The sequence below is a fragment of the Boudabousia tangfeifanii genome (genome assembly GCF_001856685.1).
In the GTDB taxonomy this organism is placed as follows: domain Bacteria; phylum Actinomycetota; class Actinomycetes; order Actinomycetales; family Actinomycetaceae; genus Boudabousia; species Boudabousia tangfeifanii.
Genome location: NZ_CP017812.1, coordinates 1,791,256 through 1,815,506 on the forward strand (window position 1 = coordinate 1,791,256; position 24,251 = coordinate 1,815,506).

Here is a 24,251-nt window from a genome sequence, read left to right on the forward strand (position 1 = left end):
TTACCTCTGTTCTCGTCGTTGAGCTTGTTCGCGCGGGTCGGCGACCGGCACCGCGTTAATCAAACGGCGAGTGTATTCCGTCTGGGGATTACCTAGCACGTCAGCGGTTGGACCGGACTCCACAATCTTACCGGAGTTGAGTACCACCGTGCGGCTGGCCAGTTGTTCCACCACCGCTAAATCGTGGGTGATTAGCAGGGCGGCGAAGCCCATCTCTTTTTGTAGTTGCGCCAAAGTAACGAGCACCTGGGCTTGCACCGAAACGTCGAGGGCCGAGGTCGGTTCGTCCGCAATCACCAGTTGCGGGCGCAGCACGATCGCGCGGGCAATGGCGACACGCTGACGCTGTCCGCCAGAAAGTTCGTGCGGGTAACGGTTCGCGAGTTCCGGTTCAAGCCGGGCTGCCACCAAGGCAGACAGGGCCCGGGCTTCACGTTCGGCTCGGTTCATGGTGGTGTGCAAACGCAAGGGTTCTGCCACCGACTGCAAGACGGTACGTCGTGGGTTCAGCGAAGACGCAGGGTTCTGGAAGACCACGCCCAACTGCGAAAGCAGGGCTTGGCGCTTGCGACGCGAAACACTGCAAATGTTTTCCCCAGTAAGCTCGACTGTGCCGGCGGTTGGTTTTACTTGGCCGTAAATGGTGGAGCTGATGGTGGATTTGCCCGAACCGGACTGCCCCACGAGGGCGAGGATTTCGCCGGCGTAAAGGTCGAAGGAAACATTATCGACAGCGCGTTTGCGTTTCTTCCCGGCCCCGAATTCGACTACTAGGTCGCGGATCTTTACTGCCACCTTGGGTGCCGCGTTTGGGTCTGCCGCTGGGACGTCCTCGGCACGTTTTAGGGGCAAAGGCTCAAGTAGATCTTTGACGGCTTGGGCAGCTTTTTGTTCGCTCACGTCGCTGCGACCAATTTGTGGCACCACGAGTTCGCGCCCGAGAGTGGGCACCGAGGCTAGTAGTTGCTTGGTGTAGTCCTGGGTTGGGTGGTAGAAGATCTGTTCGACCTCGCCATGTTCCACGATCTGGCCGTGGCGCAGAACTACGACCTCGTCCGCGATATCGGCAACCACACCCATATCGTGGGTGATTAGGAGGACGCCAAGGTTACGCTTTTTGGTTAGGTCACGCAGCAGGTCGAGGATCTGGGCTTGCACCACCATGTCGAGGGCGGTGGTGGGCTCGTCCGCGATGACCACACAGGGGCGGCAGGCGATGGCCATGGCAATGCAGGCTCGCTGCAACTGGCCGCCAGAGAGCTGGTGCGGGTAAGAGTTGTAGACGCGTTCGGGCTCGTTGATTGAGACTTCGCCTAGCAGTTCGAGGGAACGGGCCTTGGCTTTGGAGCGCGAGACGTCCTCGTGCAAGAGGATGATTTCGTCAATCTGCGCGCCCACTTTCATTAGCGGGTTGAGGGCGGTGGTGGGTTCTTGGAACACCATGGCAATGCGAGCGCCGCGCACCTCGTTGAGGATTTTGCGTCCGGCACCAACCAATTGCAGGTTGGGGTTGTCGCCTCGCCCTGATAAGACCGCGCTGCCTTTGACGTTGGCCGAGGGCGGTAAGAGTCCCATGATGGCACGGGCGGAGACGGATTTGCCCGAGCCACTTTCGCCGACGAGGGCGGTGACTTTGCCGTGTGAGAGGTTGAGTTCAACCCCGTCGACTACCTTGGGTCCACCATTGAAGCGCACCTGCAAAGCTAGGGCTTGCAGAATGACGTGGCGGGGCAGTTTGTCTGGGACGGCAGCGGCAGCGAGGATTTCCGGGTCTCCTTGCGGGTTGCCAGCGTTGGCTGCGTTAGTTTCACTTGCTGTCATTTTTCAAACCTATGATCAAGTAGTTGGGGTATGAGGGGAAGCCGGGAACGAAGAAGTTGGTGACGTTGCGGCCTCGCAGGTAGCTGAAGCGCTGGTAGTTCAAGGGCACCACGGGGGCTTTTTCCATGATGGCTTTGTCGGCTTCGTGCCAGAGTTTGGCGGCCTCGGCCTGGTTGAAGGTGGCGGAGGCTTTTTCGATAATCTGGTCGATTTGTGGATCCTTGAAACGGGAGCGGTTCACTCCCCCGTTGCCAACTTCCGAGGAGGCGAAGAGCGGCTGTAGGTTTGCCCCGGCGGAGGGGAAGTCTGGGTTCCAAGAGGCCAGTGCCAGGTCGTAGCTATTGCCGTCACCTTGGGTGGTTCGTTCGGAATAGACCGAGGATTCTACTGGTTCAATACGCACCTTGAAACCGAGCTTTTCGAGTGAGCGGGCGATCGCTTCGCAGCGGAGCACGTCCTCGGACTTGTTCTTGGTGAGCAGTACCAGCGGTCCAGTGGGTTTGTCTTTTGCTTTGTCCAGTTCGGCTTTGGCGGCTTCGAGGTCACCGGTGGGTGGTGCCGGGTAGAGGTCGTACTGTTCGAAGCCAGAGATGCCTGGGGTGATCAGGGTGGAGGAGATTTTTCCGGCGAGGGCTCCCCCGGCGGCCTTGACTACTGCGGACTTGTCCATGGCGTAGTTGAAGGCGCGTCGCACGTGCAGGTCAGTGATGCGTTGCGTGTTGATCGCTAGGTATAGGAGCGGGCCAGCGTCAGCGATTTGCAGGCGCTGTCCCACGGCTGGGGACTGGGCGGCGGTAATCAACTGGGCGGCAGGCACCTTGGACGAGCTGAAAGTGTCCGCGTACTGGTTTTGGGCCGAGATGAGTTTCTGGGCGGAAACTACCGGGTCATTTCCCAGTTTGAAGGTGATGGAGTCGGGTCCGGCTAGGCGCACGTCATCTTGGTCCCAGTACTTGTTGCGTACCATTTGGACTTCCACGCCGGTGCGGTAGTTTTTAATCTCGTATGGGCCCGAGGCGATCGGGGCGCGCGAGTAACCTTCCGGGTTGTCTTTTGCCGGAGGTACCGGGGAGAAGGCCGGCAGGGAGACGATCCAGGGCCAGTCGCCGTAGGGGCGGACTAGGTGGAAGATGATGGTGTAGTCGTCTGGGGTTTCGATCGAGTCGAGGTGCTGCCCACTGTAGGGGCCCTCGTACTTGTCGGTGCCGGCGAGCAATGATTTGTGATAGCCGAGGCCGCCAGAGAGGGTTGGGGCGAAGGAACGTTCCACGCCGTACTTGATTTCCTTGGCGGTGATGGGGCTACCGTCGGAGAACTTTAGACCTTTTTTGAGGTGGTAGGTCCAGGTTTTACCGTCCTCGGAAACTTTACCGGTGTCGGTGGCCAGGTCGGGCACTACCTGAGGGTCTTTGCCGGGCAGGATTTCCCAGGTGGTTAGGCGTCGGTGGACGAGGCCGGCCGAGGTGATGGCCAAAGATTGCGATTTGGCGGGGTCGAAACCGGGGTCTTTGGCGGAGTCGAGGATGGTGAGGTGTCCACCTTTGGTGACGGGCTCGATCTGGGGTAGCTCGTGTGGTTCGAGGGCGGTGGGCCCGTCGACTCCGAGCTGGGCTTGGGCTCCGCAGGCTCCGAGGAAGAGCGGCAGGGCGAAGACTACCGCGCCGAGTCGACGGAGTTTCGTGCTTTTTGAGTTAGTGTTTGTGGTCATTGGTTTCACGCTGCAACTCGCGGGTCGATTAGGGCTTGGATGGCGTCAACGATGAGGTTAGCGAGGACGACGAAGGTGGCTGATAGCAGGATGAGTCCGGTAATCAGATGCAGGTCGGTGTTCGCTACTCCGTCGATGAGGAGTTGGCCGAGGCCGGGCAGAGAGAAGACTTGTTCGGTGATCACTGCGCCACCGAGGAGGCCACCTAGGTCGAGGCCGAAGAGGGTAACTACGGGCAGGAGCACGCCGGGGAGGGCGTGACGCCAAACGACGCGTCGTTCACTGGCGCCTTTGGCGCGGGCGGTGGTGATGTAGTCTTCGGAAAGTTGTTCGATCATGTTGCCGCGGACGAGTCGCGCATAGACTGCCATGTAGAGCAGGGCGAGGACGGTGGCGGGCATGATTAGGTGTGATAGCCAGGCGCCGAAGCCTTGACGTAGTGGAACGTAGTCAGAGACGGGGAACCAGCCGAGGCCGAATCCGAATACGAGGATGGCGAGTAGACCCCACAGGTAGGCGGGGGTGGATACGCCGAGGACGGAGCCGGTCATGATGATCCGATCCCAGGGGCGGTTGCGGGTCAGGGCGGCTAGTACGCCGGAGCCGATGCCAACTACCAGCCAGAGGATGCCAGCTAGGATGGCTAGCGACATGGTGACTGGGATGCGGGAGGCGATTAGCGGGGTGACGGCCTCGCCCATTTTGAAGGAGTAGCCGAGGCAGGGGGCGGCACATTCGATCGCGGCTGCGCCGGATCCGAAGGTGCGGCCAACGAAGATGCCGGAAATGTAAAGTCCGAATTGTTCGTACCAGGGCAAGGATGAGCCCATCACGGATTGGGCTAGTTCGAGGCGCTCTGGGGTGCAGGGTTTACCGCAGACGGTGAGCGCTGGGTTCGAGGGCCAGAGGTTGAACAAGGCGAAGGTCAAGAAGGCCACCACTAAAAGGACTAGTAGCGAGGTGGCTAGTCTGGCGAGCCAGAACTTTAGTCGTTTCATGCGGCTTCTCCTTCTGCGGGGAGGGTGGTTACGCTTTGCCGAGTTTTCGGGTCGAGGGCGTCTCGCAGGGAGTCGCCAGCGAGGTTAAAGGATAGGGTGAGGAGCACGAGGGCGAGCGCCGGGAAAGTAATATAGCCGGGGTCGATTTGGATCCAGTCGGCTGCGGCGCGGATGGTGCGGCCCCAGGATGGGGTGGGTGGGCGAACACCAACTCCGAGGAAGGATAGGGCTGCTTCGGCCCCGATTTTGCCGGGCACGCTCATGGTGGTGAGCACGATGATGGTGGCCATCAGGTTCGGCAGGATTTCTTTTCTAACGGTTTGGAATCCGCCGGCTCCCATGGCACGGGAGGCCACCACGAAGGGGCGGTTTTTTAGGCTCATGGTTTCGGCGCGGATGACTCGGGCCATGGAGGCCCAGCCGAAAAGACCAATGATTACCGCGATGAGGGCAGCTCTGGGGACCGAGGCCGGGATGATAGCGCCGATGGCGATCATGAAGATCAGTGAGGGAAAGCCGAGCATGACGTCGATGATGCGGGCAATGACTTTGTCGTAGGTGCCACCAATGTAGCCGGCACTGACCCCGAGCAGGATGGCAATGACGGTCGCGATTAAGGTAGCACCGAGGCCGATTAGTACCGAGGTGCGGGCACCAGCAATGGTGATGGCAAAGAGGTCACGACCGGTGAGGGGCTCTACGCCGAAGGGGTGGGCCCAGCTGATACCGCCGAACCAACCAGCGGGTTGCGCCAAATCATCTAGGGCGTCGAGGTTGTAGGCGCCAGGATCTTTGCCCAACAGTTTGAGTAATGGGTCTGAGAAGATTGCGATTAGCAGGGTGAAGACGATCCAACCGGCAGCTAACATCGCTACCTTATCTTGACGCCACTCATTCCAGACAGCCGCTGCACGGCTGCGTGATGTCGGGGGCATGTATCCCTCCATTGAGGTTGTTTCTGGCAGATGTAGTGTTTAAGTGTTAACGATTTATGGCGCGAATATATTCCGGCACAGCGTTCTAATCGATTGTAACAAAGTACCGCCCCTGCCCGAAAGGCAGGAGCGGTACTAGTGAAAAGGTTAATGTTTAGCCCTTGACGGAACCAGCAGCCAAACCGGCTTGCCAGAAACGCTGGAGGAACAAGAAGATGATGACCAATGGCAAGATACCGAAGAGGGCACCTTGGATCACGGCACCGTATACCGGATCGAAGTAGGACATCATGCCGTACAAACCGAGGGTAACTGGCTTCTTCGCATCGGAGCTAATCATCATCAATGGCAGGAGGAAGTTGTTCCAGGTGGCCACGAAGATGAAGAGGAAGATGGTTACCATGGCTGGGGCCAAGAGGCGGAGAACCATGGTGAAGAAGGTACGGAATTCGCCTGCACCGTCGATTCGAGCGGCTTCTAGGAGTTCGTCTGGTACTGAGGTTTCAGCGTACATGCGTCCTAGGAAGACACCGAAGGGGCTCACACAGGATGGAATGATGATGGCCCATGCGGTATCGGTTAGACCGGTCTTGTACATCACCATGTACAAAGGCACGGTGAGCAGGGCGATTGGCATCAAGAGGGCGGCAAGGATCATTAGCTGAATACCGTTCTTGCCACGGAACTTGAACTTGGCTAGACCGTAACCGGCAGACACCGAAATGAAGGTACCAATTACACCGGCTGCACCCGAGTAAAGGATGGAGTTGAATACCCAACGCCAGTAGTAGCCTTTGGACCAGCTCATAAGGGAGTCGTAGTTTTCCTTAATCGCAATCTTGTCACCAAACCAGAAGGGGTTGGTGCTGTACATTTCCGCATTGGTCTTGGTTGCTGTGAACAGAATCCAGACCAAAGGGAAGAGGAAGTAGATTGCTACTAGGATCAGCACAATTTTGGTGATGGCACGTGCTGGCAAGCTGGGCTGCAAAGAGCGAGGGTGCTTGCCTACCGATGGGGTGTATTCAAAGCCATTTGCTAGTTTTGCGGTTTTTTGTGCCATGTCAGTCCACCTTCTTCTGTGCCCAAGCGTAGATAACTGCAAGTACCGAAGCTACCAGTGCCATCATGATGGAAATAGCGTTAGCTGGGCCAGCACCCGATGGGGAGACGGTTCCAACCATGGTGTTGTAAGCCATCTGCATCGGCATGTAGGAGCCACCCATCCAGCTGGCCTTAACGGCCATAGCGGCAGGTTCGTTGAAGAGCTGAACGGTACCGATGATGGAGAGTAGTACTGCAAGTAGCGCAGCGGCACGAACCATTGGGACCTTAATCTTCCAAACGATCATCCATTCGCTGGCCCCGTCGAGGCGAGCTGCTTCATAGAGGTCGGTAGGAATAGCTTGGAGTGCTGCTAGGAAAATGAGCATGTTGTAGCCGGTGAAGGTCCAGGTTGTCATATTGGCCATGCCGGCGAGAATCCAGGTGTGTCCAAAGAAATCAATGTTGAGGACGCGACCTACTGGACCAATCTGGTTGTTGTAAAGGTAGACCCACACGAGGGCGGCCACAATGCCGGGAACAGCGTATGGCATGAAGTAGCCCAAGCGGAAGAAGCCTACACGGTTGACTAGCAAGGAATCTAGCAGTAGGGCTAGTGCTAGTGCCCCAATAATCATGACTGGGATCTGGATAGCTCCAAAGAGGAGGACGCGGCCAATACCGGTCCAGAAGGTGGAGCCGAGTGCAACTTCTTTGAAGTTTTGCAAGCCTACGAAGGTTTCTACTTTTTCACCGCCGCCGAAGAGGCCGCCCTTAGAAACTTCGCGGAAGAAGGCGGCGCGAACCGAGACTACGATTGGGATAAGAAAGCTAAAGGCAAAGAATAGTAGGAATGGAGACAAGAAAGCCCAACCGAACATGGCGTTGCGGCGTTCACGTGCTTTAATGCTCTTTTTGTTTTCGGGAAGCACTTCTTTCGTTGTGCCTGCAGGTATAACCGGCGTAGTCATCGTCGACGTTCCCCCTTAATTTTTTGAAACGATTTTTGGTTCTTTCGTGTGTTTGGCCCGGCGCCCTTTCGGTGCGCCGGGCCAAATAGCACTTAGTTTTGCTTAACTAACCCAAGGTTAGTTAGTGCCTCATTCAGCAACAGGCAAGCCTGCGTCCTTCATGGACTTAACTGCGGTGTCCTGAGCGGTCTTGAAGACGTCAGCGACCTTAGCACCACCAGCGGAAACCTTACCGCCTTCTTCACCCATGGCCTTGCCAACTGCTGGCCAGGTGGGTAGGTATGGGAAGTTCGGGTTCATCTTCTGGGCTAGGTTACCGAGTTCAGCCATTACGTCCTGGCCGCCCCATAGAGCCTTAACTGCGTCTGGGGTCTTCGGGGTGCCCTTGTTGGTGGCGATGACTAGACCCTGCGAAGCTAGGTCGTCAACGTTGGTGTTGTACCAGTTAGCGAACTTAAGAGCAGCTTCCTTGTTGGAGCAGCCCTTGAGGACGCCGATGCCGGAACCACCGTCAGAACCGGTCATTTCTTCACCGGAAACGGTAGGAATGCGGGTTACCTGCCAGTTAGCCTTTTCGACGCCTAGGTCACCGAGCATGAAGCCTGGTTCCCAACCAGCGGCGATGGTGCCGATGATCTTCTTGTCCTTCATGGCGACCTTCCAGTCGTCACCCCAGCGGTCGATCTTTAGCATGAGGTCCTGATCCAACATGGCCTGGACCTTTTCGGCAACCTGAGCGGTCTTTTCACCGTTTGCGTCGATCTTCCACTTGTCACCTTCAGCGGAGAACCAAGTGGCGCCGTTGGAGGCGGCTAGACCGGACATACGGTACTGGGTTTCGTCACCCTGCCAAGTAGCAATGAACTTGCCCTTTTCCTTGGCCTTCTTGGCGGCTTCCATAAATTCGTCCCAAGTCTTTGGTGGCTGAATGCCGAGGGCGTCGAATTCATCCTTGTCGTAGGTGTAGACAAGTGGGCCAATGTCCTGAGGAAGACCAACAACTACGTCGCCTAGGGTCATCATGCCCATAGCGCCTGGGTAGAAGTTGTCCTTGTACTGAGCTGCTTCAGCCGAAACATCTTCGAGGTCGCCAGCAACGTATTCGGAGGCAACTTCACCGTAACCAATCTGAGCCAAGCAGTAGCCCTTAGCTGGTTCGCCAGCCTTAACGAGCTGGTTAATCTTAGCGTAGGATTCCTGAGCCTTGCCGTCGAACTTTTCAACCTGAACTTCTACGTCAGGGTTCTCAGCGTTGAACTTGGCGGCTGCGTCTGCAACCTTAACCATGCCGTCACCATCTGGGAGGCGGTGTAGGTACTTGATTACAACCTTTTCACCGTCAGCCTTGGGTGCTTCTGCCGAAGGAGCTGCGGAAGGAGCTGGATCTGCCTTCTTTTCTTCAGCGCCACAACCGGCCAAACCAGCTGCGGATAGCGCTGCAACAGCAACAATCGCTGAAACCTTCTTAGTGATGCGCATTATTAAATACCTCTCCGTCGAGACTAAGCAGTGGTACTGCTCTTTCTTACACACTTTTGTGCGCTTACGAGAAAGTATAACCAGCACCACAGTGTGTTTCAACTGACAGGTATAACAGTTTGATTACAAAAAATTGTCTATTTTTGCTTGAAAAATCGCAGTTTTTTGCATTTTCAACTTTTGCAACGGGGTTCAAAAACTAACCAGTGGTCTACTAGTGGTCTAGGTCAAAAATTGCCATCAGACACATTTTTGGGTCTAAAGTTGCACCTTATTTCGCGAAGTCGTGGAGGATTTGGGTGTTGAGCTCTGGCCAGATTGCCTTGTGTTCTTGGCTAAATGGTTTGGCTCCCACGAAAGCTGCGCCGAGGCCGCGTTCGGGTTCGATCCAGATGAAGGAGCCGGATTGCCCGAAATGTCCGGCCATCTTTGGGCTATTTTCTGGGGAGGACCAGTGTGGTTCTTTTTGGTCGCGGATTTCGAAACCGAGCCCCCAGGTGTTGGGGTCTTGCTTGCCAAAACCGGGCAGAATGCCGGCTAGTTCGGGGTATTGGACGGTCAGGGCTTGCTTCGCTAGCTCGGTTGGAAGCAGAGTTGGCGACATGACTTCACGTACGAACTTGATAAGGTCTCGGGCGGAAAGGACGCCACCGTGAGCCACCGATTCAAAGAATTGCCAGGTGTCTAGGCCAAGCGGACGGACGACCTCGGCCCGCAAAAGTTCCCCGGCAGTGGTCCCAACTCGTTCGGCGACGAAATCTGCAGCAATTTCGATGCCACAGTTCGAGTAGATGCGACGGGTTTCAGGAGGAGACACGAAGAGCCGGGATTCAAAGTCGATCCCTGAGGCGTGTGCCAGTAGCTGACGCAAGGTTGTGGGGTACTCACTGTCGGTCGGGACGCACTCGTCTAGCTCGACCTTCCCGGCCGAAACCTGGGTCAACACGGCCCAAGCGGCAATCGGTTTCGTTACCGAGGCGAGCGGAAATGGGGTGTCTACTTCCCCGCTAAGCGCCAAAGTCTTTTCAGCGTCAGTAACCGCAACTGCGTAGGGAAACGAAAAAGGTGACATGCCATCCTCCTAGTTTTCTCGGTGGCCGAGGGCGAAAATGCGTAACTAGCAACTACAACGCTTTGACCGGCAACGATATTTCCAATGGTGGGTGAACTAACGTTGGGGCAAAGCTATCTAGGTCAATGAGTTACCGTTTCAGACTTAATAGACGATACCCTACCCCAACCTCGGTTTGAATCAGTTGGGTTTGTAGCTTTTGTCGCAACGCGCGTACATAAACTCTTAACGAGACGGCGGTGGCGTCGTCGGCGTATCCCCACACAGTTTCTTGTAGTAGCTGGTGGGTTAGCACTTGGTCAACGTGCTGGGTCAACATTTGTAAGAGCGCAAATTCGCGCTTGGTTAGGTGCACTTCCACTCCCCCGACCATTACGCGGTGGGCGGCAAAATCGACAGTAAAAGTGTCGCCTTCGAAGACGTCGGTGGGAGCATTCGGGGTGGCACTAACGGTTCGCAAAGCAACTCGCATGCGGGCCAAAAGTTCAGCGATGGAAAAAGGCTTCGTCAAATAGTCGTTGGCCCCCTGATCGAGGGCGCTGACTTTATCTTCATCCGTTTGGCGAGCAGAGATCACCACAATCGGGGTATTGCCAGCAAGTCGGATTTGCGAGATTACCTCGGTGCCATCAAGGTCTGCCAGTCCTAGGTCAAGCAAAATGATGTCGGGGTTTTCGCGATAATAGGCTTCGATGCCACTCAGGGCAGTTTCTTGGAATACCACCTGATAGCCGGCGTTTAGCAAGGCCAAATTGAGAAAGTTTTGGATACCTTTGTCGTCTTCAATCACCAGAACTTTCACGCAGGCAGTATAGCACGTGGCCTACGCAACAGTCGGAATGGCGCCGGTGAAAGGCTCGACTTCTTGGTTGCTGCCGGCCTGCCCGCTCTTAGGCATCGCGAATCCGACCTCGGCCCCATTTTCATGATTACGGGCGTACATGTGTCCGCCATGAGACTCAACCACAGACTTACAAATGCCTAGACCGAGGCCGAGGCCGCGATGCCGGTCCGCGAACTGGCTATCGCTAGTAAGGAAGTCATTGAAAATGTGCGGCAACACTTCGGGTTGAATCCCAGTACCGTTATCGATCACCTTGAGTTGTACCCATTCTTTGGATTCCTTGATCTTCACCTTGATTTCTCCGTCATCGGTAGTGTGCTTGATGGCGTTATCCAACAGGTTGATGACCACTTGAGAAACCAGATTCGGGTCGCAGTTAATGATGGTGGATTTCTCGGGATTAACCAAGCTGATGTGCCGACCTTTCTTGCGCGGTTGGCACTTCTCGATCGCATTTTCCACAATCTCTTCTAGCACCTCTGGTTGTAGTTGCAGCTCGAAAGCTTGCGAGGTCACTTTGGTCATATTCAACAGATTGTCAATGGAACGAGCCATTTCGTGGGACTCATTGCGAATATCAGCCAGAAGTTGCTTTTGGGCGGCAGTGGTGGTTAAGGCTAAAGAACTTGCCCCAGGCTGTTCACTTGCCGGCACCCCAGCATCCTCATCAGGGCTCGGCCAAGTTTGGAGCAAGGTTTCTGCCGCGCCCTCGATGACCGCCAAGGGGGTACGCATGTCGTGGCTGACGCCGCGCATGAAAACCATTTTGAGCCGTTCACGTTCAGCCAGATTGTCTTGTTCACGCTGTGCCTGTACCAGTTTGACCCTTTGGATAAAGGCCGCAGCTTCGGCCAACACCGCTTTTAAGGCACGCTTTTGGGCTTCGTCGAGTTGTCCTTCACGAATCACAACCGCCCCAGCCACATAATCTGCGGTGCGAATGGGATAGCAAGTAATGGAAACATCTTTGAGGGTGTCGGTGTCATAGCCGGCCGAGTGCAAGTTGGTCAGTGACCATTCAATAATTCCTCGTTCCTTCTCGCTGATCCCTTCCCAAGTGGCAACCTCGTCTTTCTTCATAATTTGCCAGTCACCGGGCTGAATTTCATTGATCACTTCCGAGAGGGCGTGAAGTACTTCGTCCTCGTTCGTAGCCAGCGAGAATTTACGGTTCGCATTCAAAATCGCGGCCATCTTATTCGAGGACTGGGTCGCGGCCCGCTGGGTGCGTCGAATCTGTGCCACGAACGTGGAAAAGAAGAGGGTAATTACCCCCATCAGCAGGTAGTTAATTAAGTTTTCGTGGCCCGCAATCGCAAACGTGTAGTACGGCTCAACAAACAGGAAGTTATAGAGCAAAATTGCCAAAATAACTGAGCCGGCGGGATACCAGCTCGAGGGCGCCTTGTAGGCAACGAGCAGCACGGCAAACTCGATCACCCCAATTACGACGAGGACGGGAGCACCCAACAAGTCCAGCACCAGACCAAGCCCAATTGCCGCCAGCACAATCGCCACCGAGGCGAGGGCGATTGGCAGATGGAAATGCGCCTTAATCTGCTCCCATAGTTTGGCCGAGCGTTGGTGTCCGGTGGGAGCCACATCGGGAATGATATGCACTTCCACCTCGGGCAGGGCGGCAATAATCCGGTCAGAGGTGGAGGCTTTTAACCGCCACCGGTGGGAGCCACTGCGCCCCATCACGATTTTGGTGGCCCTGACCATTTCAGCATAGTCCACAATCTGCACCGCCGCGTCAGCTCCATGAATGTGGCTGATTTGGGCGCCCAAGCTTTTAGCCAGCTTGAAGTTAGTGTTCAGCTGATCCTTGGCCGCCTGGTCTAGTTCGTCGTCCTTGTCTGTCTGGACATAAATGGCGTGGAAATCAGCTTTGAGGGCTTTGGCTAGGCGGGCGGCGGAACGAATCACGCGCCCATTACCATCCTGGTAAGACAGGCAGGCCAATACGGTATCCCCCGCATCCATCTGGTTTTTGCGGTTCGTAGCAACCAGTCGGGCGGCCCCACGTCGCAAAGCAACTTCACGCAAAGCGGTGAGTTTCTTTTGAGAGAAAAAGTTTTCGACAGCTCGGTTAACTTTCGCGGTGGGATAGATTTTGCCTGCCTGCAACCGTTCATGCAGTTCAACCGGTTCGATATCAACGAGGGCGACTTGGTCGGCCTCGTCAAAAATATAGTCCGGGAGGGTTTCTGTTACTTCAATCTTGGAGATTTGTTTGACCACGTCCTGGAGGGAAACCAAATGCTGAATATTGACGGTAGTCAGCACGTTAATGCCCGCATCTAGGCAGTCGAGGACGTCCTGGTATCGTTTGGTGTGCCGCAGCCCGGGAGCATTCGTGTGGGCCAGCTCGTCAATCACCACATATTCGGGTTTTCGTGCCAGAACCGCCTCAAGATCAAGGTCTTTTAGGTCAAGATTCTTGTAGTTAACGGTTTTTGGGGCAATCAGTTCGAGGCCTTCAACTAGGGCCATGGTATCGGGACGCGTATGGGGTTCGACGTAACCGATCACTACGTCTTTGCCTTCGGCTTTTAGCTGGTGTGCGGCTTGTAGCATGGCATAGGTCTTCCCAGCTCCGGCAATGTAGCTGTAGAAGATTTTCAGTTTCCCCCGCATTGGTTTTCCGCTCCTTTGCTTGGCTTTCTGGCTGGGAAAGTTGCGCCCGTTACCTTTGATAATTATATGTCTGGCTTAGCTTTTGGCTCTAGCCGCCTTTGGCGCCCTCGGTCAGCAAGGTGAGCCGAGGGCGCCAAAAGACTTTATTTCAGGCCGTCTAGTTCCAAGTTAACTAGCAGCACATTGGTGATGGGTTGCCAGTAGTTGCCGGCAGTGTGACGTTTAATCACGTCCTCTACTTGGCTTTGCTCAAGGCCGCGCGACTTGGCAATCCGCGGTGCCTGAGACATTGCCGAAGACAGCGAGATATTTGGGTCGAGGCCGGAACCAGACCCGGTCACCAAATCGATGCCCACGGGAGCAGGCAGGTTAAGGCTCTTAGCCCGCTCCTGCAAAGTTTTTTGATATTCCGGGTAGCTAACAGCCTGGTTGGTCGGGCCGGCAAAGTAGTGGCCGGGGAAAGATTCTGTATCTTCTAGTTCCCAACGCCCCTGCAGGTATTTCTCCCCTTTCATAGGCTGCGAAAGGTATTCGGAGGCAATCACTTTGCCGTCTTTTTCGACCAGGGAACCATTGACTCGGTGGGAGAAAACCGCTTGGCCGATTCCAGTCATCACTAGCGTGTAGATCACCCCGAAGACCAGGGTATAAACCAAGATGGCTCGGGTTGCCCGGAAAACTCGTTTGAGGTTGATGTTCATGATGTTCCTTTAGAGTCCAATGGTGAAGTGTAGGATCAGGTCAATAATTTTGATGGCGATAAAGGGGGCGACTACCCCACCGAGGCCGTAAACCAGCAGGTTTCGCTTCAGCAACTGCGCGGCTGGCACTGCCCGGTATTTAACGCCTTTGAGGGCTAGCGGAATCAGCGCCACAATGATGAGGGCGTTGTAAATGATGGCCGACAAAATGGCGGATTCACCCGAGGATAGGCCCATAATGTTGAGCACTCCCAACTGCGGGAAGAGGCCGACGAACATCGCGGGGATGATCGCGAAGTATTTGGCCACGTCATTGGCGAAACTGAAAGTGGTCAGGGCGCCACGGGTCATCAATAGCTGCTTGCCGATGCGCACGATTTCAATCAGTTTCGTGGGTGAGGAGTCTAGGTCAACCATGTTGCCTGCTTCTTTCGCCGCCTGGGTGCCGGTATTCATGGCCACGGCCACGTCGGCTTGGGCGAGGGCGGGGGCATCGTTAGTGCCGTCACCGGTCATGGCAACTAGGTGTCCCGCTTTTTGGAACTTCTTAATCATGTCCAGTTTGCCTTCAGGGGTGGCTTCCGCCAAGAAGTCATCTACGCCTGCTTCGGCGGCAATCGCGGCTGCAGTTACCGGATTGTCACCGGTGATCATTATGGTTTTGATGCCCATGGTGCGCAGTGCGGAGAACTGGGCGGCAACCCCATCCTTCACAATGTCTTTGAGGTAGACAACGCCCATCACTTCATAGTCTTTGACTACGACTAGTGGGGTGCCGCCAAGGCGGGCCACATGGTCCACGTGGTGGTAGGTTTCCTCTGGGATCGACTTGCCTTTAGCGGCCAGGTACTGGGCGATGGCATCGACTGCCCCTTTCCTGATTTCATGGCCGTCATAGTCCACCCCAGACATTTTGGTGCGGGCCGAGAATTCGATGAAATGGTAGTTCTCGGTGTGCTGGCGTTCGCGAATCCCGTAATGCTTGGCGAGCACTACAATCGAGCGGCCTTCCGCGGTTTGGTCGGCCAGGGAGGAGAGCTGTGCCGCATCGGCCAGTTCTTTTTCGTCCACGCCTGGGGCTGGCATAAATTCGGAGGCCTGACGGTTACCGAGAGTAATCGTGCCAGTCTTGTCAAGCATGAGGATGTCCACGTCGCCGGCAGCTTCAATGGCTCGACCGGACATGGCCAGTACATTGGCATCGTTGAGACGAGACATACCCGCAATGCCGATGGAAGATAGCAGCGCACCAATGGTGGTGGGTGCGAGGCAGACTAGGAGTGCCACCAGCGAGGTGATCGAGGTCGGGTTCGACATGCCCAGTTGCTTGGCCACAAAATCGGAGTAGGCGTAGAGGGCAATGCAAACCACGATGAAAATCAGGGTGAGTGCAATCAAGAAGATTTGGAGCGCGATTTCGTTCGGGGTCTTCTTGCGGGCGGCGCCCTCGACCATGGAAATCATTTTGTCGAGGAAAGATTCGCCCGGGTTGTTACTCACCTGGATTTCTAGCTGGTCGGAAAGCACGTTGGTGCCGCCGGTGACGGCACTGCGGTCGCCACCCGATTCGCGGATCACCGGAGCAGATTCACCGGTAATCGCGGACTCGTCTACCGAGGCCGCCCCAGCAATCACGTCACCGTCTGCCGGGATTTGTTCCCCAGCGACTACGCGGACAATATCGCCCTTGCGTAAATCCGTGGAGGAAACTTCTTCGAAAGTGCCGTCTGGAAGTTTGCGGTGTGCTTTCACGTCCTTGCGGGTCGAGCGCAGAGCGGCCGCCTGGGCCTTGCCGCGCCCTTCGGCAATTGATTCGGCATAGTTGCCGAACAGTACGGTGAGCCAGAGAATGATGGCGATCGCTGCCACATAGGCGCTACCGGCATCTTTTATCCCGAATAGGCCGAGGAAAAAGATGAGGGTGGTGGCGATGGCCGAAAGGTATACCAAGAACATCACTGGGTTCTTGATTTGGGCACGGATGTCGAGCTTGGCGAAGCTGTCGACTAGGGCTCGCTTACGAATTTCAGGGGTCATGGTCTTTTCTCCTCTCCTGTGGGTCTTTAGAACAAAGCTTCAGCGATGGGTCCGAGCGCGAGGGCGGGGAACATGCTGAGCGCTCCAATCAGGAGAACTACAAAAACTAGGAGGCCAATAAACATGCCATCGTCGGTCCGCAAGGTGGCGGAGGAGACGGCGATTTTGGTTTTGGCTCGCATAGAATCAGCCATTTTTAGGGTGGCCCAGATCGGGATGAAGCGGGCGAGGATCATGGCGATTCCCATGGTGGTGTTAAGGAATGGGGTGTCGGCGTTGAGGCCGGCAAAAGCGGAACCATTGTTTGCTCCGGTGGAAGTGTAACCGTAGAGCAGTTCGGAGAAAGCGTGGATTCCGGGGTTGCCGATGGACTGGGTAACTCCTGGCCAGACTGCGCCGAGGGCGGCCCCCACCAAAATGAGCAGTGGGGTGGTCAAACAGAGCACGGCAGCCATCTTCATGTCAGTCGGATCAATCTTCTTGCGCAGGTATTCGGGGGTGCGCCCGATCATTAGACCGGTAATGAATACGGTCAGAATGACGAAACCGAGCATGCCGTAGAGGCCACAGCCAACGCCACCGAAGACTACTTCACCTAGCTGCATGAGGAGCATGGGGAAGAATCCGCCCAGCGGAGTGAAAGAGTCGTGCATGGAGTTCACGGAGCCGTTGGAGACCGAGGTGGTCATTACGGCCCAAAGTGCGGAGAGGCCAGGGCCGAAACGGCTTTCCTTACCTTCCATATTGCCGGCGGTTAGGCCCGCAACGTGGTAGTTGTATTCGGCGAGGAAAGTGCCGACTAGGGCGGCAATCATCAAGACGAACATGGAGATAAATAGGGCGCGTCCTTGACGACGGTCGCCGACTGCCCGGCCAAAGGCGAAGCACAGTGCCATTGGGATTAGCACTAGGGCCATGGTTTCAACGAAGTTGGTGATCACCGTGGGGTTTTCGAAGGGGAATGCCGAGTTGGTGCCGAAGAAGCCACCACCATTAGTTCCCAGCTGCTTGATGGCAATCTGGGAGGCTGCTGGCCCGAGTGGAATGTATTGGGTTCCGCCCTGCACCATTTGGGCGATGACATAGCTCTTGAGTGTCTGTACGACACCTTGAGACATGAGGATTAGAGTCATCACGAAAGCCAAGGGCAAGAGAATGTAGAGCACTACACGGGTCAGGTCCACATAGAAGTTTCCTACCCCAGAGCTCTTTTCGGCGATGAGCGCCCGCACGAGGGCGTAAAGTACACAAATGCCGACGCCCGCGGAGACGAAGTTCTGGGTGGTGAAGAAGAGGGCCTGCTGCCAGGCGGTGAGGGTACTTTCACCACTGTAGGCTTGCCAGTTTGTGTTGGTGACAAAGGAGCTGGCGGTGTTGAAAGCTAGGAACGGGTCAATCCCGGTGATAACTAGGCCGATAAAGAAAATGACTAGGCCCATTACGGAGAAGGCGACGACGTTAATGAAGTAGGAACGCCCGCTCATATTCACGTCGCGGTTTACTCCAATACCCCGGTTTACTAGGTTTTCTACCGGGCGAAGAACTTTGGTCAAAAAGACGTGTTCGCCGTTCATTACGCGGTCAATGTAGGTTCCCAGGGGAATCGACAAAAGTACCGTCACAATTAGCAGAATCAGGATCTGCCCAATTGCTGCAGACATCAACTTTCCTTTCTTTTCAGATTCGACAGAAAAGAGAGTATTAGTCGGCTGTAAAAAACTTGTTAAAAAATTTTGGTTCCCGCGTTAAATTTTGGTTGGATTTTTCTTCCAGCCACCTGTTTTCCCCGAAAGTACGGGTTTTGCGGGCCGAGGGCGCACCGCCTAGGGGCAGCAGTCCCCCACGTGCCCGCCTGCTTTACGGATTCGGCTCGGGTACTAAAAGGAGCTCTTTTTTCACCACTTGCGTCCTTGGGTGGGTAAGCGAAAGCCGGCAGTAGGGTCTTCCTACTGCCGGCTTAAGCGTTTGCTTTAGGCGGTGACTGCTAGCGAGTCCCCGTCTGGTGCCACATTGACGTGGGCGGTTTGTCCGCCGGCGAGTTCGCCAGCGAGCAAGAGACGAGCCAACTGGTCGCCGATCTCGCGCTGTACTAGACGGCGCAATGGTCGGGCACCGTAGGCTGGGTCGTACCCGCGGTTGGCCAACCAAGCCTTGGCGTCCTCGGAAACTTCCAGACTGATGCGACGATCAGCGAGGCGCTTTTCCATGCCCGCCAACTGCAGGGTGACAATCTGGGTGAGTTCGTCACGGCTGAGCGGTTCGAAGACCAAGACCTCATCCAAACGGTTGAGGAACTCGGGCTTGAAAGCGGCCCGAACCGTGCTCATTACAGCCTCGTGCTTTTCTTCTGCCGTGCGATTCTGGTCTACCAAGAACTGCGAACCGAGGTTCGAAGTCAAGATCAGAATGACATTGCGGAAGTCCACCGTGCGGCCTTGACCGTCAGTCAAACGACCATCGTCGAGTACCTGCAAGAGGATGTCGAAGACCTCTGGGTGGGCCTTTTCGACCTCGTCCAGCAAGACCACGGAGTAAGGGCGACGGCGCACGGCCTCGGTGAGCTGACCGCCCTCGTCGTAACCAACGTAACCGGGAGGGGCACCAACTAGGCGGGAAACCGAATGCTTTTCGGAGTACTCGCTCATGTCGATGCGGACCATGGCCCGCTCGTCATCGAAGAGGAAGTCCGCGAGGGACTTGGCTAGCTCAGTCTTACCAACACCCGTGGGGCCAAGGAAGAGGAAGGAACCGGTGGGTCGATTCGGGTCGGCAATGCCTGCCCGGGAGCGACGCACGGCATCTGCCACCGCGGCTACTGCTTGGCGCTGACCGATCAAACGGGAGGCGATCACGTCTTCCATTTCGAGCAGTTTGTCCATTTCACCCTGGAGCAAACGGCCGGTTGGGATCCCGGTCCAAGCCTCAACCACCTCAGCGATTTCGGCTGGGCCCACCTTTTCGGCAATCATCGGCTCCGGAGCATCGCCTTGCTGCTCGGCCTGGTTTTCTTCCGCTTCAGCTGCCGCGATTTCGCGTTCAATCTGAGGAATGTCCGCGTTCTGGATACGCCCGGCTTCTTCCCAGCGGCCCTCACGCATGGCGAGTTCGAGCTGAGTGCGCAGGTCGTCGAGCTGCACGCGCAGTTCACCAACCCGGTTGTGACCGGCCTTTTCTGCTTCCCAACGAGCCACCAGACCGGCAAGTTCTTCGGACTTGTCAGCCAATTCGGCCCGCAGATCAGCTAGTCGTTCATCGGCGGCCTCGTCCCCTTCACCCGACTCGGTCAAGTAGGCCTCTTCCATTTGGAGGCGCTCAACGCTACGACGCAACTGGTCAATCTCCACTGGGGAGGAGTCCAATTCCATCCGGAGGCGAGAAGCGGCCTCGTCAATCAAGTCAATCGCCTTGTCCGGCAACTGGCGGCCCGTGATGTAACGATCCGAGAGGGAAGCTGCGGCCACCAAGGCACCATCAGAAATGGTGACCTTGTGGTGCGCTTCGTACTTGGGGGCAATACCGCGCAAGATCGCGATGGTGTCATCCACGCTAGGCTCGCCCACGAAAACCTGCTGGAAACGACGCTCTAGCGCCGGGTCCTTTTCAATGTTTTCGCGGTACTCGTCCAAGGTGGTAGCACCAACTAGGCGTAGTTCACCACGAGCCAGCATCGGCTTAAGCATGTTGCCGGCATCCATGGCACCCTCAGAACCGCCACCGGCGCCAACTACGGTGTGTAGTTCGTCGATGAAGGTAATGATTTGGCCATCGGATTCAGTGATTTCCTTTAGCACTGCCTTGAGGCGCTCTTCGAACTCACCACGGTACTTGGCACCTGCCACCATGCCCGCAATGTCGAGGGCGATTAGGCGCTTGTGCTGCAAGGATTCGGGCACGTCACCAGCAACGATTCGCTGGGCGAGGCCTTCGACCACGGCAGTTTTACCAACGCCTGGTTCACCAATCAACACTGGGTTGTTCTTGGTTCGACGGGAAAGCACCTGGACGACGCGACGAATTTCTTCGTCACGGCCAATCACTGGGTCGAGCTTGCCGCTACGAGCCACCTCGGTCAGGTCACGACCGTACTTCTTGAGAGCTTCGAAAGTTCCCTCAGGATCGGCACTGGTGACGTTCTGGCCGCCGCGCACCTTCGGCAAGGTTTCGCCGAGGGCGTCCGGGGTCGCTCCAGCAGCACGCAGGATGTCGCCCGCGCTGTCCTTAGATTCTGCCAAGGCCATGATTAGGTGCTCGGTCGAGACGTACTCATCCCCCATGGCCGCGGCATGCTTTTGAGCCGCGTCAATCGTGGAAAGTAGGGCCCGGGAGGCATTTGGGGCCGAGGCCGAAGCGCCCGAGACACTTGGCAGTGCCACCAAGGCGTTACGGGTCTTGGCACCAATCTGGTTTAGGTCTGCGCCGCTCGCAGCTAGCAGGCTAAGCGCAATCCCCTGTCCTTGTTCTAGTAAAGCTTCGAGTAGGTGTAGCCCCTCTACCTGCGGATTGCCGGCAGCAGCGGCTGCTTGAATGGCACTAGAGAGTGCTTCATTCGATTTAGTTGTCATTTTTGCGTTCATGTCTGAACCTCCTGTGAAGTAGTCTAACTATCACAACAACGACAAAGTTGAGTCTATTCCACTCAAGTATAAGTTGAGTCGGTCTCACTCAACTATTGGAGGGGTGCTTGATTGCTGTGGGCTAAAAACGGTAGCGGAAAGCCGGACATAGGTTGCCTATGTCCGGCTTTTATCTAGCTTTTCTAAACCCCTTCGTCAGGTGGCGGTTCATGTACGGAAGCTTCAGTTTTCGCGGCAGTTAACACCATGCGCAGATCATATTCGTCTTCCAGTTGGCGTTTGGCTGCGGCCACAATGCTGGCTCGCTGTTCGTTGATGACATTCAATAGCTCTGGATCGGAAGTGTTTTCTTCCAATAGTTCCATGGTTTGCAAGAGGTCCACCAAAACGCCTGGCTCACCTGACCCATAGCGTCGGAACTGGGACACAAAGGCGGCAACCATCTCTGGACAAGTGCGCACCGCCGACCAAACCAGCAGGCGTCCTCGGCCAGCAGTATCGTCCTCGTCAACGTCGGCAAAACGCACCTGCGGGCACGGCGGCTCTAGGACCAACTGACGCAAAGCCGAAGCAGACTGACCGATGACGTGGCGGGCCGTGGTCGGGTCATTGGTACCCGGAGATAGCGCTCGAACCCCAATGTCGAGGAGCTGGCGCAAACCCAGCGAGTAGTCTTCGCCCGAAACTCGTTCCAGATCCAAGCTGAGGAAGGAGGGCAGGTCGACTTCCACCTCGGAAGCGTCTTTTTGCCTAAATTCTTCGAGGTCGCGCGATTCTTCCTCGTCAGAGTCGAACTGGGCCAAGCTGGGGTCGAACCAGTAGCGCGCTACCGCCTGCCCGGCAATTACTCGGTCACCCGGGCGCACATCCACCACGACAGTGGCCCCATACTTTTTCGCCCACTTTTCGAGGCCGGTCAGATCAATCCGCTGAATATAGCCGAACTCGTCAGCATAGACGCGACGGGCATCTTCCGGAATCGTCGGACGTGGGAAAGGCGCACGTTCCTCGTCCTCGGCAGTAGCATCGGCAGAATAATCCATGGTGCGTTTAACGGAGGCATTGATAATGGTGTCCACACGAACCATGTCGACCACTTTAGACACGTACCAAATGAAGGTGGCGACTGCGATGAAAATCCAGATCATGGCGACAGTGACTGCTAACTGGGGCGGCAACTTATTGTCCGAATCAAGCGAACGCAAAACCAATACCGCGTAGGTAAACACCGCAACATAAACCGCCACGATCCCGCGGACTGCTGGCGACTGAATGTAGTCGCGCAAGAGCTGATGCGAGAAGTTACCTGAAGCCACCTGCAAGACAATCAATGTCATGGAAATGGTGGTGGTCAGTACCGTCATCGTGGTCGAGGCGATAAAGGACAACATGTCCGAGGCCGCCTTCGCATCCCCCGGCCATAGGTAGGCTGACAGCCAAGCCTCGGAAGGAATGTCGATCTCTACCAAGATCACGGCCATCACTGCCGCCACGAGGGCACTGAGTAATGGCAAGGGCCAAAGTTTGGCCGTAAACGAGTCATAAATCCGGTTCCAGAAAGCTTTCACAGGAAAGATTTTGACAAAAAGCGGCTTTAACCCCGCTTTATATTCCTTTTTCGCGCTTAAAGCGAAAGGATTACAAGTAGAGCGCGCTAGGCCCTAAGTCTTGCCATAAGATGGGGATTGTTAGTTTCACACTACTGAAAGGTGTCGACATGAACTTCGACGAACTCAAGAACCAGGCTGAAGAAAAGGCCACTGAACTCAAGAACCGCGCCGAAGAAGGTGCACAGTCCGCTCAGCACCGCGCTGAAGAAGGTTTCGAATCCGCCAAGAACCGTGCAGAAGAAACCTCCAACTCCCTCTCCGAAAAGGCCAGCGAACTAGCTGACGCCGCTAAGGAAAAGGCAGAAGACCTCAAGGAAGCCGCTGAAGAAAAGCTAGGCGACCTAAAGGGCAAGCTCGGCCTCTGAGCTAAACGCTAGACTTTAGCAAAAACATAAAGGTGGGTGGGAAACCATTTGGTTTCCCACCCACCTTTAGTTGTGTCAAAAACTGTTCGGCCTAGCGCGTGCGCGACCGCATATCGGCTGGTGTGCTTCTTAAGACGCAGGGCCCTAGGCTTGGCTTCTCACCGCCACCGGTCTAGCGAGCAGCTCACAAAGTGCGGCTATTACCGTCCTAGCGACATGAGCCCCTCCCCCTGCCGCTTTTGAGGGACGTTATCATCCCCCTATCGCTACGGGTAGCTGCTCCCTCCCCCTGCCGCTATTGGGCGGCTTTGGTGCGGGCGAGGCGGAAAATCCCGACCAACAGCAAGATGAAGCCAATGAATGGGATGACGAAGAGGGACATTACCCAAAGGGTCATGGTGCCCATCCAGTCAGAGATGTCACCGCCGGCGAAGAGCACGCTAGTATTGGCGACCTCGGGCTGACATTTTACTTCGCCGTTCTTCTCCCCTAGGGCAGGGAAGGCGAAGACCTGCTGCCCACCTTTAGCGTTTCCGAGGACGAGTTCCCCAGTCACCGACTTACCGCTGCTTCCAGTCAGTTCACATTTGGTATCTGCCGAGGCCGAGGTCAAAGCCACCCAAGATTTTTTCTCCGGTGAGACTTGCACCTTCATGGCCGAGCTGGACAACTGTTGCACCGGGGCGTCGCTGGGAACGAAGTTCACCAAGGAAAAGCCCACAATAAACAGCACAATGATGGGCGCAATAAACATCAGGATGGCACCTAGGGCGACAATCCACCAGGCACGTTTGCGGGCCGCCGGCTGCGCTGGGGCAGTCGGCCTTGGACCGCTAGGCTGCGCGCCCTGGTTCAGGCGATAAGGATTATCTTCTTGCCCCTGAACTGGACGGTTAAAGCCACGCTTCGGCTTTTCTTCCGGCCGAGTTTCTTTCACTGGGCTGGGACGGCGTCCGGCAAAACCGGCGGATTTAAAACCGCGACCGGTTTCTGGTTTAGCCTCTTCCTTGGGGCGCTCTGCTTCCCGCTGTGCCTTCAGGCGTGCTCGTTCCTCGTCACTTAGCCGGATCCCGTAACGCGGCTGTGGCCGACCGTTGGCGTCAACCTTTTCTTCGGCCTCGTTTTGCGCCTTTTCGTCATCGAGTTCTTTTTGCGGTATCTGAGTAACACCCACAACCTCATTTTCGGGCTGGTTTTGACGCCGAGACCGGCGGGAAGGAAAACGAGTAGGTTCCGCCCCATCGGTAGGTTCACCTGGCTGAGGCGCGCTCGGCCCGGGCTGTGGAGTTCCGGGTTCGGGCTGACCGACCGGTTCTGGGCCGCCGGGCTGATTACCGCCGGGCAGATCAGTGCTGGGGTGATCGTTTCCTAAAGCCATTAGTTGTCCTTCCTGGTCAGCTTTCTTCCCTGACAATGCCGCCGTGTTTCCAATAGTTTAGCGATTTAGTCGCG

General features: G+C 56.0%; 16 protein-coding genes and 1 pseudogene. 1 reads left to right on the forward strand and 16 read right to left on the reverse strand.

Annotated elements, in window-relative coordinates:
• The 15 genes and pseudogenes from BK816_RS07375 to BK816_RS07445 form a co-directional block, all read right to left on the reverse strand.
• On the reverse strand, window positions 1–1,821 hold the full coding sequence (locus BK816_RS07375) for a dipeptide ABC transporter ATP-binding protein (protein ID WP_083379149.1): 1,821 nt from the start codon (window positions 1,819–1,821) through the stop codon (window positions 1–3).
• Entirely contained in the window at window positions 1,808–3,529 is a 1,722-nt protein-coding gene (locus tag BK816_RS07380; protein ID WP_071164596.1) for an ABC transporter substrate-binding protein, read from the reverse strand. Before BK816_RS07380 ends, BK816_RS07375 begins: the two co-directional genes overlap by 14 nt.
• A 5-nt stretch (window positions 3,530–3,534) precedes the next feature.
• Window positions 3,535–4,527 (reverse strand): ABC transporter permease, encoded by a 993-nt coding sequence (locus BK816_RS07385; RefSeq protein ID WP_071164597.1) that lies wholly within the window; start codon window positions 4,525–4,527, stop codon window positions 3,535–3,537.
• Complete coding sequence (locus tag BK816_RS07390) at window positions 4,524–5,462, reverse strand: ABC transporter permease (RefSeq protein WP_204377187.1); 939 nt, start codon at window positions 5,460–5,462, stop codon at window positions 4,524–4,526. Before BK816_RS07390 ends, BK816_RS07385 begins: the two co-directional genes overlap by 4 nt.
• A gap of 154 nt (window positions 5,463–5,616) precedes the next feature.
• Window positions 5,617–6,525 carry a carbohydrate ABC transporter permease gene (locus tag BK816_RS07395; RefSeq protein WP_071164599.1) on the reverse strand — a complete coding sequence of 303 codons (909 nt, stop codon included), beginning with the start codon at window positions 6,523–6,525 and terminating at the stop codon, window positions 5,617–5,619.
• A gap of 1 nt (window position 6,526) precedes the next feature.
• On the reverse strand, window positions 6,527–7,477 hold the full coding sequence (locus BK816_RS07400) for a carbohydrate ABC transporter permease (protein ID WP_083379150.1): 951 nt from the start codon (window positions 7,475–7,477) through the stop codon (window positions 6,527–6,529).
• Window positions 7,478–7,606: 129 nt separating this feature from the next.
• A complete protein-coding gene (locus tag BK816_RS07405; protein WP_071164600.1) occupies window positions 7,607–8,956 on the reverse strand; it encodes an ABC transporter substrate-binding protein in 1,350 nt (449 codons plus the stop codon).
• A 271-nt stretch (window positions 8,957–9,227) separates the two neighbouring features.
• On the reverse strand, window positions 9,228–10,028 hold the full coding sequence (locus tag BK816_RS07410) for a serine hydrolase domain-containing protein (protein WP_071164601.1): 801 nt from the start codon (window positions 10,026–10,028) through the stop codon (window positions 9,228–9,230).
• Between the two features lie 130 nt (window positions 10,029–10,158).
• Window positions 10,159–10,830 (reverse strand): response regulator transcription factor, encoded by a 672-nt coding sequence (locus BK816_RS07415; protein WP_071164602.1) that lies wholly within the window; start codon window positions 10,828–10,830, stop codon window positions 10,159–10,161.
• A gap of 21 nt (window positions 10,831–10,851) precedes the next feature.
• Window positions 10,852–13,512 (reverse strand): ATP-binding protein, encoded by a 2,661-nt coding sequence (locus tag BK816_RS07420; RefSeq protein WP_071164603.1) that lies wholly within the window; start codon window positions 13,510–13,512, stop codon window positions 10,852–10,854.
• Between the two features lie 143 nt (window positions 13,513–13,655).
• Window positions 13,656–14,213 (reverse strand): potassium-transporting ATPase subunit C, encoded by a 558-nt coding sequence (locus BK816_RS07425; RefSeq protein ID WP_071164604.1) that lies wholly within the window; start codon window positions 14,211–14,213, stop codon window positions 13,656–13,658.
• Window positions 14,214–14,222: 9 nt separating this feature from the next.
• Window positions 14,223–16,253: pseudogene (kdpB, locus tag BK816_RS07430) on the reverse strand (potassium-transporting ATPase subunit KdpB); the annotation flags it as partial.
• A gap of 23 nt (window positions 16,254–16,276) precedes the next feature.
• Window positions 16,277–17,911: a potassium-transporting ATPase subunit KdpA gene (kdpA, locus tag BK816_RS07435; protein WP_071164606.1), complete on the reverse strand. Its 1,635-nt coding sequence runs from the start codon at window positions 17,909–17,911 to the stop codon at window positions 16,277–16,279.
• Between the two features lie 309 nt (window positions 17,912–18,220).
• Window positions 18,221–20,824 (reverse strand): ATP-dependent chaperone ClpB, encoded by a 2,604-nt coding sequence (clpB, locus tag BK816_RS07440; protein WP_071164607.1) that lies wholly within the window; start codon window positions 20,822–20,824, stop codon window positions 18,221–18,223.
• Window positions 20,825–21,006: 182 nt separating this feature from the next.
• Entirely contained in the window at window positions 21,007–22,392 is a 1,386-nt protein-coding gene (locus BK816_RS07445; RefSeq protein WP_071164608.1) for a DUF2254 domain-containing protein, read from the reverse strand.
• A gap of 149 nt (window positions 22,393–22,541) precedes the next feature.
• On the opposite strand from BK816_RS07445, the gene BK816_RS07450 reads away from it, so the two are divergent.
• Window positions 22,542–22,799, forward strand: a complete 258-nt coding sequence (locus BK816_RS07450; protein WP_071164609.1) for a hypothetical protein — start codon at window positions 22,542–22,544, stop codon at window positions 22,797–22,799.
• Window positions 22,800–23,094: 295 nt separating this feature from the next.
• Here BK816_RS07450 and BK816_RS07455 read toward each other — a convergent pair whose 3' ends face one another.
• Complete coding sequence (locus tag BK816_RS07455) at window positions 23,095–24,177, reverse strand: hypothetical protein (protein WP_071164610.1); 1,083 nt, start codon at window positions 24,175–24,177, stop codon at window positions 23,095–23,097.
• Window positions 24,178–24,251 lie beyond the last annotated feature (74 nt).

Coding starts and splice junctions, on each gene's coding strand:
- BK816_RS07375 (WP_083379149.1), bottom strand. CDS start 1,821: ATGACAGCAAGTGAAACTAACGCAGCCAACGCTGGCAACCCGCAAGGA.
- BK816_RS07380 (WP_071164596.1), bottom strand. CDS start 3,529: ATGACCACAAACACTAACTCAAAAAGCACGAAACTCCGTCGACTCGGC.
- BK816_RS07385 (WP_071164597.1), bottom strand. CDS start 4,527: ATGAAACGACTAAAGTTCTGGCTCGCCAGACTAGCCACCTCGCTACTA.
- BK816_RS07390 (WP_204377187.1), bottom strand. CDS start 5,462: ATGCCCCCGACATCACGCAGCCGTGCAGCGGCTGTCTGGAATGAGTGG.
- BK816_RS07395 (WP_071164599.1), bottom strand. CDS start 6,525: ATGGCACAAAAAACCGCAAAACTAGCAAATGGCTTTGAATACACCCCA.
- BK816_RS07400 (WP_083379150.1), bottom strand. CDS start 7,477: ATGACTACGCCGGTTATACCTGCAGGCACAACGAAAGAAGTGCTTCCC.
- BK816_RS07405 (WP_071164600.1), bottom strand. CDS start 8,956: ATGCGCATCACTAAGAAGGTTTCAGCGATTGTTGCTGTTGCAGCGCTA.
- BK816_RS07410 (WP_071164601.1), bottom strand. CDS start 10,028: ATGTCACCTTTTTCGTTTCCCTACGCAGTTGCGGTTACTGACGCTGAA.
- BK816_RS07420 (WP_071164603.1), bottom strand. CDS start 13,512: ATGCGGGGGAAACTGAAAATCTTCTACAGCTACATTGCCGGAGCTGGG.
- BK816_RS07425 (WP_071164604.1), bottom strand. CDS start 14,213: ATGAACATCAACCTCAAACGAGTTTTCCGGGCAACCCGAGCCATCTTG.
- kdpA (WP_071164606.1), bottom strand. CDS start 17,911: ATGTCTGCAGCAATTGGGCAGATCCTGATTCTGCTAATTGTGACGGTA.
- clpB (WP_071164607.1), bottom strand. CDS start 20,824: ATGAACGCAAAAATGACAACTAAATCGAATGAAGCACTCTCTAGTGCC.
- BK816_RS07450 (WP_071164609.1), top strand. CDS start 22,542: ATGAACTTCGACGAACTCAAGAACCAGGCTGAAGAAAAGGCCACTGAA.
- BK816_RS07455 (WP_071164610.1), bottom strand. CDS start 24,177: ATGGCTTTAGGAAACGATCACCCCAGCACTGATCTGCCCGGCGGTAAT.